General features: G+C 43.9%; 13 protein-coding genes. All 13 read left to right on the top strand.

Annotated features, from left to right (window positions below; genetic code table 11):
- A partial coding sequence (locus AB1488_08125) for an oxidoreductase (protein MEW6410064.1) occupies nucleotides 1–311 on the top strand: 311 nt, incomplete at its 5' end.
- A 36-nt stretch (nucleotides 312–347) separates the two neighbouring features.
- On the top strand, nucleotides 348–974 hold the full coding sequence (locus tag AB1488_08120; GenBank protein MEW6410063.1) for a molecular chaperone TorD family protein: 627 nt from the start codon (nucleotides 348–350) through the stop codon (nucleotides 972–974).
- 28 nt (nucleotides 975–1,002) lie between these two features.
- Nucleotides 1,003–1,836 (top strand): 4Fe-4S dicluster domain-containing protein, encoded by an 834-nt coding sequence (locus AB1488_08115; GenBank protein MEW6410062.1) that lies wholly within the window; start codon nucleotides 1,003–1,005, stop codon nucleotides 1,834–1,836.
- An 18-nt stretch (nucleotides 1,837–1,854) separates the two neighbouring features.
- Entirely contained in the window at nucleotides 1,855–4,437 is a 2,583-nt protein-coding gene (locus AB1488_08110; protein MEW6410061.1) for a molybdopterin-dependent oxidoreductase, read from the top strand.
- A 92-nt stretch (nucleotides 4,438–4,529) separates the two neighbouring features.
- Nucleotides 4,530–4,841, top strand: a complete 312-nt coding sequence (locus AB1488_08105) for a hypothetical protein (GenBank protein MEW6410060.1) — start codon at nucleotides 4,530–4,532, stop codon at nucleotides 4,839–4,841.
- A gap of 152 nt (nucleotides 4,842–4,993) precedes the next feature.
- Nucleotides 4,994–5,506: a cytochrome c3 family protein gene (locus AB1488_08100; protein ID MEW6410059.1), complete on the top strand. Its 513-nt coding sequence runs from the start codon at nucleotides 4,994–4,996 to the stop codon at nucleotides 5,504–5,506.
- Between the two features lie 12 nt (nucleotides 5,507–5,518).
- Nucleotides 5,519–6,457: a 4Fe-4S dicluster domain-containing protein gene (locus AB1488_08095; GenBank protein MEW6410058.1), complete on the top strand. Its 939-nt coding sequence runs from the start codon at nucleotides 5,519–5,521 to the stop codon at nucleotides 6,455–6,457.
- A gap of 28 nt (nucleotides 6,458–6,485) precedes the next feature.
- Nucleotides 6,486–7,691, top strand: coding sequence for a sulfate reduction electron transfer complex DsrMKJOP subunit DsrP (gene dsrP / locus AB1488_08090; GenBank protein MEW6410057.1), 1,206 nt, complete (start codon nucleotides 6,486–6,488; stop codon nucleotides 7,689–7,691).
- Between the two features lie 90 nt (nucleotides 7,692–7,781).
- Nucleotides 7,782–8,516, top strand: a complete 735-nt coding sequence (locus tag AB1488_08085; protein ID MEW6410056.1) for a twin-arginine translocation signal domain-containing protein — start codon at nucleotides 7,782–7,784, stop codon at nucleotides 8,514–8,516.
- A gap of 42 nt (nucleotides 8,517–8,558) precedes the next feature.
- The gene (locus AB1488_08080; GenBank protein ID MEW6410055.1) at nucleotides 8,559–10,766 is read left to right on the top strand and encodes a molybdopterin dinucleotide binding domain-containing protein; all 2,208 of its coding nucleotides are present in this window, start codon (nucleotides 8,559–8,561) and stop codon (nucleotides 10,764–10,766) included.
- A 14-nt stretch (nucleotides 10,767–10,780) separates the two neighbouring features.
- Entirely contained in the window at nucleotides 10,781–11,407 is a 627-nt protein-coding gene (locus tag AB1488_08075; GenBank protein ID MEW6410054.1) for a 4Fe-4S dicluster domain-containing protein, read from the top strand.
- Nucleotides 11,408–11,485: 78 nt separating this feature from the next.
- Nucleotides 11,486–12,823 (top strand): 4Fe-4S binding protein, encoded by a 1,338-nt coding sequence (locus AB1488_08070; protein ID MEW6410053.1) that lies wholly within the window; start codon nucleotides 11,486–11,488, stop codon nucleotides 12,821–12,823.
- A 16-nt stretch (nucleotides 12,824–12,839) separates the two neighbouring features.
- A complete protein-coding gene (locus AB1488_08065; protein ID MEW6410052.1) occupies nucleotides 12,840–13,517 on the top strand; it encodes a molecular chaperone TorD family protein in 678 nt (225 codons plus the stop codon).
- Nucleotides 13,518–13,521 lie beyond the last annotated feature (4 nt).

Genomic DNA, 13,521 nt, shown 5'->3' with positions numbered 1-13,521 from the left:
TGCTTCAGTATGGTCTTGGCTCTGCTGTTCCTTTTATATTGTTACTGATACCGCATCTCACCATAAAGAGGGCATTTATTGCATCAGTACTCGTCCTCTTTGGGGTCTTTATGATGAGATGGGATGTGGTCATAGGCGGTCAGTCCTTCTCCCTCACTTACTCAGGATACATGAATTATCGTCTGCCTATTATTCCCCATGACTTAGAAACCCTTAAGGAAGGACTTGTTGGTATGACTTTTATACTTGGACTGCCCTTTGTATTACTCTGGGTCTTTTCTAAAATATTCCCACTTTTCCCAAAGGAGTAGCTTAATTTTGAAAATCTTTGACTTTGTGAGGTTTGTATGTCAGGAGAGGCTGTAGAGAGATCAGAGATGGCCAGAGGCAGAAGTTATGTGTATCGTCTCCTTGCGATGCTGTTTCTAAGAGAGCTCACCGCTGAGCTTCTGACGACTCTGAAGGGTAAAGAGGTGATGGGTGCACTTAAAGACCTTGGCGTGGATATGGGAGATATATTTTTTGATATTCCACAAGAGGAGTTGTTGGATGCTCTGGCAGAGGAGTATGCTGCCTTATTTATTGTTCCTGGTGGCATTTCACCTTATGAGTCAGTGCGACTTAAGGGTTTGCTTTGTCAGGAATCCGAATGGGAGGTGAGAGAATTTTACAGGAGATGTGGGCTCATTGTTCGAGAGGGCTGTCCTGTTTTATCAGACCATTTGGGCATGGAGCTGGAGTTTATGGGATATCTAACTGAGAAGGAATCTAAGGCATGGGGTGATAAGGATGAGAAAGGGGCTATGGAGTGGTGCAGTCTCCAGGGAGAATTCTTTACCGAGCATATCAATAAATGGGTTTTCAGCCTTTTGAAGGATTTAAAGAGGTATGCATTTCATCCTTTTTACAAGGAGGTGGTGATATTGGCCCAGAGGTTCTTAGAGGTAGAGAAGAGGTGTTTCGGTGTTGAATAACATGTAAGTTCTTCAAAGGAGGTGTGGTATGGGTGAAGAGAAAGATGGGCTAAGCAGGGGGGAGTTTCTTAAGTTATCAACAGTAGGTGCGCTTGCAGGTGCTGCTCTGCTTTCTGTTTCAGAGGGTATTGAATCGGCACAGAGAAAGGTTACTAAATGGGTGATGGTTATTGACCTTGACAGATGTATTGGCTGTATGGCATGTGCTGTTGCCTGTAAGGGTGAGTTTGATACAAGGCTTGGAGTCTTCAGGTCACAGGTGATTTACCGAGAGGTTGGTAGATATCCAAAGACAGACCGTGTTTTTATGCCATGGCTCTGTAATCACTGCGACAATCCCCCGTGTGTAGGGGTATGTCCTGTTGACCCCATAGATGCGGAGTTTAAAGGTATTAAGTTTAAAAAGAGAGCAACTTATAAAAGGCCAGATGGTGTGGTTCTTGTCGATCAGGACAGGTGTGTTGCGTGTGGTCTATGTATTCAGAACTGCCCTTATGGTGTAAGGTCCTTTGACCCTGGTAAAAAGGCAGGTGGAAATCCTGATGGAAATCCTGCAGATAAATGCACATTATGTGCACATAGACTTGAGGCTGGTGTGGTGCCTGCCTGCATTAATACATGTATTGGAAGGGCAAGGGTAGTAGGAGACCTTAATGACCCTAAGAGCGAGGTCTCAAAGATTCTGAAAAAACATAAGGTTAAGGTCTTGCTTCCTGAAAGAGGGACGAAGCCTAATGTGTATTATATTGGTAAAGACAGAATTGCCATTAATGATGCCTTTAAGAAGGGTGAAGACCTGAGGAAAGAGGCAAATAGTAAGCATCAGATTCAGGTCTGGAGACAGGGACCATATACAAAGTAAAAGAAAGGAGGCATGACCATGGAATTAACCAGAAGAGACTTTGTTAAGTTAGGCTTGGCAACAGGGACAGTATTTACCGTTGGTAGTAGATTTACTTATTTTGCAGGTGCAATGGAGCTGGAGTCAGCTGGCAGGGGTGTCCATGCGAAAGAGGATACTATAACAGGAGAAGCTTGGGATAAAGTAGTGCCCTACACCTGTCTCGTGTGTAACATAGAAGATGGTGGCATTGCCTTTATCAAGAACGGAAGGGTAAGGAAGCTTGAAGGCAATGACAAGCATGTCTCTACAAGGGGAAGGCTCTGTGCAAAGGGTCAAGGAGGTATAGGACATCTTTATGACCCTGATAGGATACTCTATCCATTGAGAAGGACAGGTCCGAGGGGGACTGGGCGATGGAAAAGGGTCTCTTGGGATGAGGCGATAGGGGAGGTTGCTGACAGGATAAAGGCTGTTGTAGATAGCGGTCATCCGAATGAGATTATGCTTAAATGGGGTAGGGAAAGAAGTGGAGGTGCATCAGTTAGGTTCATGAAGACACTGGGCTCCAATACGATAGTTAACCATACCTCTACCTGTGAATCCAGCAAGAAGATAGGGATGGAGCCAACATGGGGACCTGACATAGAGACCCCTGACTTTGCCAATACAAAGTATATCATCAATTTTGGAAGCAACATCCTTGAGGCAGCATACTTTCATAATCCCTATTCACAGAGGATTATAGAGGGACTGAAGGAGAATAAGGCAAAGCTTGTAACATTTGATGTAAGGCTCTCAAATACAGCAGCAAAGAGCCATGAGTGGTTTTCTATCTTTCCAGGGACAGATGGAATAGTTGCCCTTGCCATGGCGAATGTCATTATGCAGGAGGGGCTGGCAGATAAAGACTTCATCAATAAATGGACAAACTATCCAGCAGATAAACTGGCTGCCTATCTGAGAGGATACACACCTGAGTTGGCCGAAAAGTATTCAGGTGTTCCTGCAAAGGAAATAAGAAGGATTGCTATTGAGTTTGCCAGCACAAAACCTGCCACCACCTATACCTACAGGGGACCCTGCATGCATCTTTATGGCTCATATAATGAAAGATGTGCAATGCTCTTGTCAATAATCACAGGTAATGTAGAGGTAAAAGGTGGTTACTGTCTGCCGAGGGGTATGGGTTACGGTCAGCCTCAGCCTGTACCAAAAGGCGGGGATGAGCCAAGTTACCTCTCTTCACCACCTGATTATCCCCTTGCCAGCCACAAGGTAAGTCACCTCGTGCCTTTCTGGATAAAGGAGGGTAAGCAAAAAGTAAGCGTATATTTAAACTATATGTGTTGTGAGGCATTTACCCATCCTGCTGCAAGCGTATGGAGAGATGTGTTAATGGATGAAAAACTTGTCCCCTTCAGCGTAACTTTCTCTAACCAGATGAATGAAACAACAAATCTCATGGACTTAGTTCTGCCTGACTGCAGCTACCTTGAAAGGCACGACCCTGAGAGCATGCCTTCAAGCCTCTGGCCATGGGTTGGACTCAGACAACCTGTTGTAAAGCCACTCGGTGAGGCGATGGAGTATAGAGAAGTTCTAAAGAGAATAATCCACAAGATAGACCAGGATGGCAGGAGAGGCATGAAGAAGTACTGGGAGTTCAAAGATGGAGAGGATTACATCAGACAGCAGTTTGCAGGTGTGAAAGGGCTTGACTGGGAGGAGTTCAAGAAAAATGGTGTATATCCTATCTATGGGAAACTTGACCCTGCGACAGGCAAAATTATAGGCGATAATGGAATGGAGATAAAGGCAGAGTTTGGTCTTCCATATAAAGAGGACCCGAATGGTAAGGTAACAGTTGATGGTAAGAGACGGAAAGGTTTTGGAACTCATGATGGTAAGATTAATACTTATGCGCATGAATATGAGAAGTATGGCTTTAATCCACTTCCTGTGTTTAAGCCACATCCGTGGCACTGGAATAAGGACGGTTCATGTAAACTAAAGGATGATGAGCTGGTTCTTACTACCTTCAAGTGGAATGTCCATACACAGTCAAGAACACCCAATGTAAAAGGGTTGACTGAGATGATCCATTCGAACCCAGCATGGATAAATGCAGCAACTGCTAAAAAGATTGGCATCAAGAATGGGGATTTGATAAGGATTACAAGTGGTGTAGGTTATATGGTAACAAAAGCAAGGGTTACAGAGGGCATCCATCCAAAGGTTGTGGCGGTCTCCAACACCCTCGGGACGAAGTTTGGCAGGGTAGCAACCGCCACCAAAGCAACCCCACCAATGTGGGGTGGTGTGGATGACCCTGATTTGAAACATGTCTGGTGGAAGACAGAGGGTGTCAATCCAAATGAAATAATCCCCGTGGTTGCAGACCCAATAGGTGGTGGTCAGGGTTGGTATGATACGGTAGTTACAGTGACACGTGCAAAGACAGGAGATAAACTTGGTGATATTAAGGTTGACAGTGCAAAGCACTTCCAGTTCTACAAGGAGACCATGCAGTATGCCTATACTGGCAGTAAGCACAGAGAGATGCACCCTGAAGTGAAAGTAGACAAACTACCACCAGCAGAACTCAAGAAAGGGCATTAAAGACTCTAATTTTCTTGTAGATTGTATTTAGCCACAATGGGCAGCCGCAGATGGTTGCCCATTGTATTTTATGAAAAGGAAGAGGGAACATCGTGGACATAAAGGATCTTAAGATTAATGGGCTTTGCATTGGAAGATTAAAGCATCAGATAAGTATTGCCAGAGCAAGGATAGAAAGAGAAGGTCTGAATGGCCACGGGATAGTCTTAGAATCCTATAACACAGGTGACATAGACGATATCATTGATATCCTTGAGCTCTACGATATAGAAGACAGAAATCACGAGACACTTGTAGAAAAGTTAAAGGAACTGGCAGAGGATGCTTCTTTGTTTGTGGATGAGACCTTAGAATTTGGATTCAATGACGAAGGTCACCTTTGTCTTTACTTTAAACTGAGTTAAGAAGTTAAATTCCTGCAACTACTCAAGTCATTTAAGTTACATCATTGCAACTTAAATCATGCCTAAAGAGATAGAGAATTTTATAAAACCACTGATTTTAAAATGATTTTAAGTTATGGCATTAATTTTGCTATGATTGCTCATAGGTGTTAATGAAAAAGAAAAGTAAATTTGCACTAATAATACTAATAATATTGATGATGGGACTATCTTCTATTTTAAGTCTTTCCTTAGGTGGAGAGACTGTAGAGGATATACCAAAGTCTTTTGTGCCTGCACCTCCACCTTCTGAAAACTTCCCATGTTCGAAATGTCATGACAATTTACCTGTTAATAGAAAACAGAGAAAACTTGAAATGTATCATACCAATATAGTTCTTAAGCACGCAGAGAAGGATCGGTGGTGTCTGGACTGTCATGAGCGTGATAAATTGAGATTACCAAATGGAGAATTGATAGATTATAACAAGTCCTATAAACTCTGCGGTCAGTGTCATGGAACAATATTTAGAGACTGGAAAGCAGGAATTCACGGTAAGAGAATTGGGCTGTGGAATGGAGAAAAACTTTACTATTTTTGTGTAAAATGCCATGACCCGCACCAACCAAGGTTCAAAGCACTCGAGCCGAAAAAACCACCAATGAATCCGGCTGAAATCAAATAGAGGTTAATAATTATGTCGAAAAAGATAAAGCATTCATCAGGGATAAATCTCGATAGAAGAACTTTTATAAAAGGTGCTGCTATTGGTCTGGCAGGTACAGCACTCCCCCTGCATACTGCAGACGCATCCTTCTTGGATGCCTTCTTACAGAAGCATTTCAGGGAGATGAGGGATGAAGAAATCAAGAAGGTTATTGAAAGACTTGAAAAAGAGGCATCCCTTGAATGGAAGAAAGACATCCGCATCAGTGCAACTAAAGCAATCCCCAATGTCAAGTTTGGTTATGGCCTTGACCTATCACGTTGTATCGGCTGCAGGAAATGTGTCTATGCTTGTGTTGAGGAGAACAACCAGTCAAGAATTCCTCAAATCCACTGGATTACAGTCCTTCGTTTCAAGAAAGGTGAGAAATGGATTGACCTTGAAAATTCAGAAAAATACTATAACCCTAAACAGATTCCTGAGCCAGGTCATTTTTATGTTCCTGTCCAGTGTCAGCAGTGCGAAAACCCACCGTGTGTTAAGGTATGTCCGACACAGGCAACATGGAAGGACCCTGATGGGGTCATAGTAATTGACTATAACTGGTGCATAGGCTGCAGATACTGTATGGCGGCATGCCCTTATGGGGCAAGGCGTTTCAACTGGGCAAAGCCAAATATCCCGACGGAAGAGTTAAATCCTGAAACCCATTATCTGGGTAACCGTCCACGGTATAAAGGTGTAGTCGAGAAATGCACTTTCTGCATCCAGAGGACAAGGGTCGGCAAATATCCTGCATGTGTGGAGGTCTGCCCTGTAGGAGCGAGGAAGTTCGGGAATCTTTTAGACCCCAAGAGTGAGATAAGATATATCATAGAAAACATGAGGGTCTTCAGGCTGAAAGAGGATTTAAACACATATCCTAAATTTTATTACTTCTTTACTGGCTGGCAGCTTAAAACAACTTAAATAATTCAGGGGAGGTTAATAGATAAACATGATAAAGAACTTATTAAATGCACTCTTACAGATAACTAAAGGTGGCATAAAATATTATGCATGGATCGCCCTACTTCTTGTCTTAATTGTACTTGGACTCGGTGTATACATAAAACAGCTTGACAGAGGTTTAATCATAACCGCCATGAGGGATCAAGTATCATGGGGACTTTATATTGCCAATTTTACCTTTCTTGTGGGTGTAGCTGCTGCCGCCGTGCTCTTGGTGATTCCCGCCTACCTGTATCATTTTAAGCCTATAAAGGAGATTGTGCTTTTTGGCGAGATGGTTGCTATAACAGCGGTTACTATGTGCATACTCTTTATAATGGTTGATATGGGGCAGCCACTGAGGGTATGGCATATATTACCACCCCCTATAGGGAAGATGAATATGCCCTCCTCTATTTTGGCATGGGATGTAGTGGTCCTAATTGGGTATCTCCTCATAAACCTTTTCCTTGTTATTTATGCCTTATCCAGGCTTTCCATAGGTAAAGAATATAAGTTAGCGCCAATCTTTCCCTTAATCTTGATATCAATCCCATTGGCAGTAAGCATACATACAGTGACAGCGTTTATCTATAATGGACTCTCATCCAGACCTTTCTGGAATGCCTCGATCCTGGCGCCGAGATTCCTTGCCTCTGCCTTCTGTTCAGGTCCAGCTATTATGCTGATCATCTTACAACTGATTCGTAGGTTCTCAAGGATAGAGGTAGACAATAAGGCTATATTCAAAATCTCCGAATTAATAGCGTATACCATGGGTATTAACCTTTTCCTATTAGGTGCAGAGATGTATAAAGAGTTTTATTCTGAGAGTATTCACAATGTTCCATTACAATATCTCTACTTCGGTCTACATGACAAAATGCGTCTGGTACCATGGATATGGGCATCTTTTATAATGAATGCAATAGCCTTCGTGATTTTTCTGATACCTAAGACCCGCGAGAATTTTGTAACACTGAATATAGGCGCTGTATTAATAATCTTAGGTGTATACATAGAAAAAGGTCTTGGGCTGATTGTTCCTGGGTTTGTTCCTGATACACTTGGGGAAATCTACGAATACTGGCCCTTTATGTCAGAAGTCATTATTACTATAGGGATTTGGGCGGTTGGCGCCTTGCTTTATACACTGATGGTGAAAATTACTATACCCGTTTATACAAGGGAGTTGCTGGTTGGAGGCAAGTAAACCCCGCACCCCGTCTTGAAGGGCGGGGCATTATTAGGGGTGCGGGGTAAAGATGTTAAGAATCAACAATTAAAGGAAGGAGGTAATAAAATGGCTGTAGAAATAAAAAGAAGGACATTTCTGAAGATCTCAGCTGCTGCCGTTGCTGCTGGTGTGGTGGTATCAAATTTCAAAGATGTGGAGGCAGCAGAGTGGAAAAAGCAGATAGGTAAGACAGGTTCACAGCCTGATCCTGTGGATGCGGATGTAAAGTTGGTCAGAAGCGTCTGTCTTATGTGCCATGGTGGATGCGGGTTTCAGGCAAAGATTATCAGGGGTGAACTTGTGAAACTGGAAGGCAATCCCTATCATCCTAATACTTATGACTATATTGCAAAGGGGGATATAGTTGTTGAGGCAGATCTCGATGCAGGACCAGGTGGTAAGGATGTGGGCTCACTCTGTCCCAAGGGACAGGCAGGGGTTTATGCCCTTTATAGCCCCTTCAGGCTCCAGCATCCCCTTAAGCGAGTCGGTTCAAGAGGTTCAGGGAAATGGAAGACTATATCCTGGTCACAGGCAATTAAGGAGATATGTCATGGAGGTCATCTTTTCAAGGATGTCAAAGGTGAGGAGAATCGTTATATTGAAGGACTGAAGTCCATTCTGAATAATGATAAGCCTATAGGTCCGGAGGACTCGAACTATATGGATGAGGCACCTCCAGGAGGCTGGGGTCCTAAAAGAAACCAGTTTGTATGGGCACACGGTCGTAACGAGCAGTCGCCTCTGACTCCGAGGTTTGTCCTTGATGCTGCAGGCGTGCCGCATATGCTCAATCATTGAAGCCGATGCGCCGGCACCTTCTACAGTGTTGTAGAGGCAGTTTTGAATTTACCACCCTATGAGATTGGTAATTATGCAGATTATGAATACTGCGATTATCTGATTAGCATGGGTTCAAATATTACACAGGCAGAGTATCCCATGCAGGTGAGGGCACGCTATCTACAGAGATTCGGTAAGCGAGTTGGTCCATACGCTAAAGAATTCAAGCATGTTGTGATTGACCCACGTCTTTCAAATGCAGCTGCCAAGGCTATCCATAGTAAAGGGGAATGGATACCGATAAAGCCGACAACCGATGCCTATTTCCTTTTAGGGATGATCAGATGGATGATTGAGAACAATGGATACAAAAAGGAATATCTTTCAATCCCCAACGAGCGAGTTGCCAAAAATAAAGGCTATCGCACCTGGACAGACATGACATATCTTGTCGGCACAAAGGAGCCCAAGAAGTATCTTACTGGTAAAGAGGCAGATCTTGGAATGAGCGACTATGTAGTTCTTGTCAACGGCAAGCCCACAATGTTCCAGGAATCTGAGGGCTTTGCTGACCTTGATGCGAGTGCTGTTATAAAGGGCGTTGAATATAAGACTGTTTTCAGGATGCTCAGGGAGAGGGCACAGGAAAAGACACTCGAAGAGTGTGATGCGGTCTGTGATATTCCGCCGGGGACTATTGCCCGTATCGCAAAGGAATTCGCATCAGCCAGGTCTCCTGTAATAGAGATGTTCCGTGGTCCTGTTCAGCAGTCCAATGGCTGGTATAATGGACAGGCACTTTGCATCATAAACATGCTCGTTGACAACATTGACAGAAAGGGCGGTTTTATCTCAGGGCATGCGGCTTATAAAGGCGCGGTAAAGGGTCCGAAGCGGAAACCTTCCGGTATTCGTGTTGATACTGCCAAGGCGGTATATCAGGGGAAAAAGCCGACATCTACAAGACCATGGTATTCAGGTTACAGTGTTCCGAGGGGTGTGGCTCCAAATTGGTTCTCCAGTGTAAGAATGGGGTATCCTTACAGGATAAAGGCATATCTCAATTACTACAATGACCCTGCCTATACAATGCCGTATAATCTGGAGACTATCGAGGCACTTCTGGATTTAAAGGCAATGCCCCTCACATTCTCAATTGACGCCTATATGGGTGAGACGAGTACACTATGCGACTATATCCTTCCTGATACAGAATATCTTGAGAGGCTCGGTGGATTTAAGACATATCCGCCCATAAAGACACAGGTCTGGGGACTGAGACAGCCTGTAGTGGGGTCATTCGACCCGAAAACCCACGAATACAGACCAATAAGACCTGATACAAGGATGGCAGACGATGTGCTCATTGATATCGCCATCGAATGTGGACTTCCTGCCTTTGGTAAAGACGGAGGCGGTCCGGGTATCCACATCAACAACTCATGGGATTTCTGGAATGATTATTATAAACACTATGACTTTAAAGAGGGATTAGACCCCAAAGGTAGCCTTGTAAAATTAGGCGGAAAATTCCAGAATCCAGGTCCCAAATATCAATACACAAGTAAATATTCCTCCGGTGAATACACCTCATTCCCGGGAGGAAGGCAGGTCAGGGTCCTCTTTGCTTATCTGGGAAAGGTTGCCACATATAAGAACTCCATGACAGGCAAGTACATGGACGGACTTCCCATGTATAGAACTATCGTAGACTGTAAAGAGCAGCCCCTTGACCCTGCTATCTGGAAGGAGTACCCATTCCAGCTCCATACATGGAAGGATGCATTCCACACACAATCGAGGACAATGAACAATCTGTGGATTGCTTCTATAAAACCCCAGAACTATGCAGAGATAAACCCTGCAGATGCTGAGAAATTGGGCGTAAAAACAGGTGACTGGGTTAAAGTGAAATCTCCATCCAGTGAGCAGATAGAGACAGACATGTATAAGAATTTCCGTAAATATGTCAAAGAATTTTATCCCAACTATCTGGGTAATGGCTGGTTTAGGTTCCAGGTGAGGGTGACAAGCAGGATAAGGCCAGGGTTGCTCTCTGTCTGCCAGGCATATGGGAGATTTGGTGCAGGGGCAAAGAAGTGGTATATGAACGGCAAAGAACAGCCTCATGATGAAAGGATAGGGGCTGGTTTTCATATAAATCCCCTTTATATGGCTGACCCTGTCCTCAAGAATATGGTGCTGATCGACCCTGTGGGAGGGGGCACTCAAAGTTTCGGGACACCTCTCAGAGTAGAAAAACTATAGAAAGGAGTGAGAACATGCCAGAAAGAGGATCATTTGTACCACATGAGGTTATAGAAGCGAGTCTTAAAAAGAAGGGTCCAAAACAGTATACCCTCTGGGTAGATCTCGAATACTGCATCGGGTGCCATGCCTGTACTATGGCATGTAAGGCAGAGAACAACACACCAGTAGGTGTAGATTACAATCGTGTAATTGAAGTAGAGGTTGGAGAGTTTAAGAACCCCAAGGAAAAACCTGAAGTGAATGTCTACTTTGTTCCTATGCCGTGTATGCACTGTGGAAAGCCTGCTTGCCTTGCAGCCTGCCCTGTTGGGGCAATCACAAAGCGGAAGGAAGATGGGATAGTCCTTATCAACAAGGACAAGTGTATCGGTTGCAGGTATTGCACATGGGCATGTCCTTTCGGACATCCTCAATTTAATGCCGAGGCAAAGGTGATGGAGAAATGCATCTTGTGCGTCCATAGACTGGAGAAGGGACACCTTCCCGCCTGTGTGGAGACCTGTGTCGCAAGGACAAGGTTTTTTGGGGAGGCAGATGACCTTATAAGACTTATCAGGGAAAAAAGAGCCAGGATGGTTTCTTTAGGTTTCACAGGGGCCCAGATATCTACAGCACCATCGGTGATGTATACGAAATAAAAGGGGTCATGGGTCATGAGTCAACTCGATCCTTGCTACACTTGTCCCTTGACCCTAAAATTTAATGAGGTATAAATAATGGGTGTTGTCGAAAGTATAGCAGATAAGATTGTTAATAATCATCATATAATGATCGAAAATCGTCTATGTTCTCGCTTTCGGACACCCAGGTCTGACTGTACGATGTGTGCTGAGTTATGTCCTGATGATGCAATTCGCTTCTCAGACAAAGGCGTCGAAATTACAGAGAGGTGCATTGATTGCGGTGTGTGTTTTTCTGCCTGTCCAAATGGTGCATTCAGAATTGAGGGAAGGGATGACAGTAAAATAATCAGTGAGATAAAAAACAGGATTGAAGGGGCAAGGGACAAGGGTCAATGGTTAGGGGTGTTTAGAATTTCCTGTGAACGAGGAGATGTGTCGGCTGACATTATCTTACCCTGTCTGAGTCGTCTGACTGAAGTATTGCTTCTTGAGCCCATACAATTAGGGGCATCGAGAATAGAGATTTTTCAGCCATCATGTCAGGGATGCACCAATGTAAAGGCATCATCCCATCTGGACAGAATAATTCATCGCACACTTTACCTGTATGAAATGATAGGAGTAGGGAAGGAAAGTATTTTAGTTCGGAGTTCGGAGTTCAGAGATCAGAAAGATTCAAAACTCAAAACTCAAAACTCCGAACCTAAGGCTCTATCAAGACGGGAATTATTGAAGGCGATAAGGCTAAAGACAATGGAAGTAGCGGTAGCCTCTATCCCTGATATCGCACATAAAAAGGAGGAGAAGGAGGAGGTATTTCGCGAAGTCCTTCACCATAGACCTGAAAATCTTAAGAGGTCTCTCCTCCTAAAGTCAATCAGGGATATAGGGTCAAGTGGCAAGCCCGCCCCGCTTCGCGGAGCGAGGCCAGGGAGCGAGGCCGGGGGGCAAGGGATAATGTCTCAGGGCTCCGAAACACAGATTATCAATAAAGTAGAGGTTCCTTCAAAGGATGCGATATTAGCAGAAATTGAGGTAACTGCAGAATGTACAGCCTGCGGTGTCTGTGCTACCCTCTGTCCCACAGGGGCTGTAATCCAACGCTTGACAGAAGACCAGTTTTACTTAGGTTTTAGACCTGATCTATGCACTAATTGTCAGGTTTGTATAAAGACATGCATACATAAGGCTATAAACATAAAGGAACAGGTTTCTCTGAATCTCCTGTTAGAACAGAGAGAGGTCAAACTTCTTGAAGCAGAAAAGAAGACCTGTCCTGTATGTCAGATGGATTTCATTCACACCCCCAAAAGTCCTCGACTTTTGAGGGATCATGCTGGTGGAGACTCTAAGAATATCTGCCCTTTATGCATAGACAGGCATAAAAAGCAGATGTCTGCGATTCAGGAATTGTTTAAAAATTTAGAGTAATAGTAGGGGGTTAGCTTTGCGTGAAATTGTAGAGTCTGTTATAGCAGGAGAGCGCGAGAGGACGTACAGGTTTTTATCAAACCTCTGCTTGAAGCCTCCGTCAGATTCTCTCATCTCAATGATAGAGGATGGGAGTATCCTGTCAGTGGTTCAGGGTGATAGTAATGGTTATTCTGAACTCGTAAGGTTTGTCGAAGAGGCATCTAATATGCCAGACCTTAGAAATGAGTTGACAGCAGAGCATACCGCTCTGTTTGTGTTACCCAGAGGTGTCATTCCTCATGGGGCAGTATTTCTTGATAAAGAGAAGAGGCTCGGTGGAAGGGTTACGATCAGTGTTGAACAGTTCTACGAGAGGGCAGGTGCGGATATTCTTAAAGACTGCACTGAGATGCCTGACCATCTTGGAATGGAATTAGAGTTTATGGGATTTCTATGTAAGATAGAGGAAGAGTCATGGCAAAAAGGTGACCATACGGCACTCCAGAGATGTATTGAGTTCGAAAAGAGTTTCTTATATGAGCATCTTCTAAAGTGGGCATTTCAATGCTGTGAAAGTATTATTGAACATACAACAAGCAGATTTTACAAGGCACTTGCATATTTAATAATGGAGTTTTTAAGGGATGAGGAAGAATATGTTGCAGAGATTTATGGAGACTCCATTGCGAGCCTGAAGCGTGGCAATTTATAGGTAA

The organism is Nitrospirota bacterium, from assembly GCA_040756155.1.
Lineage (GTDB): Bacteria > Nitrospirota > Thermodesulfovibrionia > JACRGW01 > JBFLZU01 > JBFLZU01.
Note: the sequence above shows the minus strand (reverse complement) of the source record. Positions and strands in the feature narration are given on the sequence as shown.

Bases quoted from the DNA above. Each gene is read 5' to 3' on its own strand.
- AB1488_08120 (MEW6410063.1), top strand. From the start codon at position 348: ATGTCAGGAGAGGCTGTAGAGAGATCAGAGATGGCCAGAGGCAGAAGT.
- AB1488_08115 (MEW6410062.1), top strand. From the start codon at position 1,003: ATGGGTGAAGAGAAAGATGGGCTAAGCAGGGGGGAGTTTCTTAAGTTA.
- AB1488_08110 (MEW6410061.1), top strand. From the start codon at position 1,855: ATGGAATTAACCAGAAGAGACTTTGTTAAGTTAGGCTTGGCAACAGGG.
- AB1488_08100 (MEW6410059.1), top strand. From the start codon at position 4,994: ATGAAAAAGAAAAGTAAATTTGCACTAATAATACTAATAATATTGATG.
- AB1488_08095 (MEW6410058.1), top strand. From the start codon at position 5,519: ATGTCGAAAAAGATAAAGCATTCATCAGGGATAAATCTCGATAGAAGA.
- dsrP (MEW6410057.1), top strand. From the start codon at position 6,486: ATGATAAAGAACTTATTAAATGCACTCTTACAGATAACTAAAGGTGGC.
- AB1488_08085 (MEW6410056.1), top strand. From the start codon at position 7,782: ATGGCTGTAGAAATAAAAAGAAGGACATTTCTGAAGATCTCAGCTGCT.
- AB1488_08075 (MEW6410054.1), top strand. From the start codon at position 10,781: ATGCCAGAAAGAGGATCATTTGTACCACATGAGGTTATAGAAGCGAGT.
- AB1488_08070 (MEW6410053.1), top strand. From the start codon at position 11,486: ATGGGTGTTGTCGAAAGTATAGCAGATAAGATTGTTAATAATCATCAT.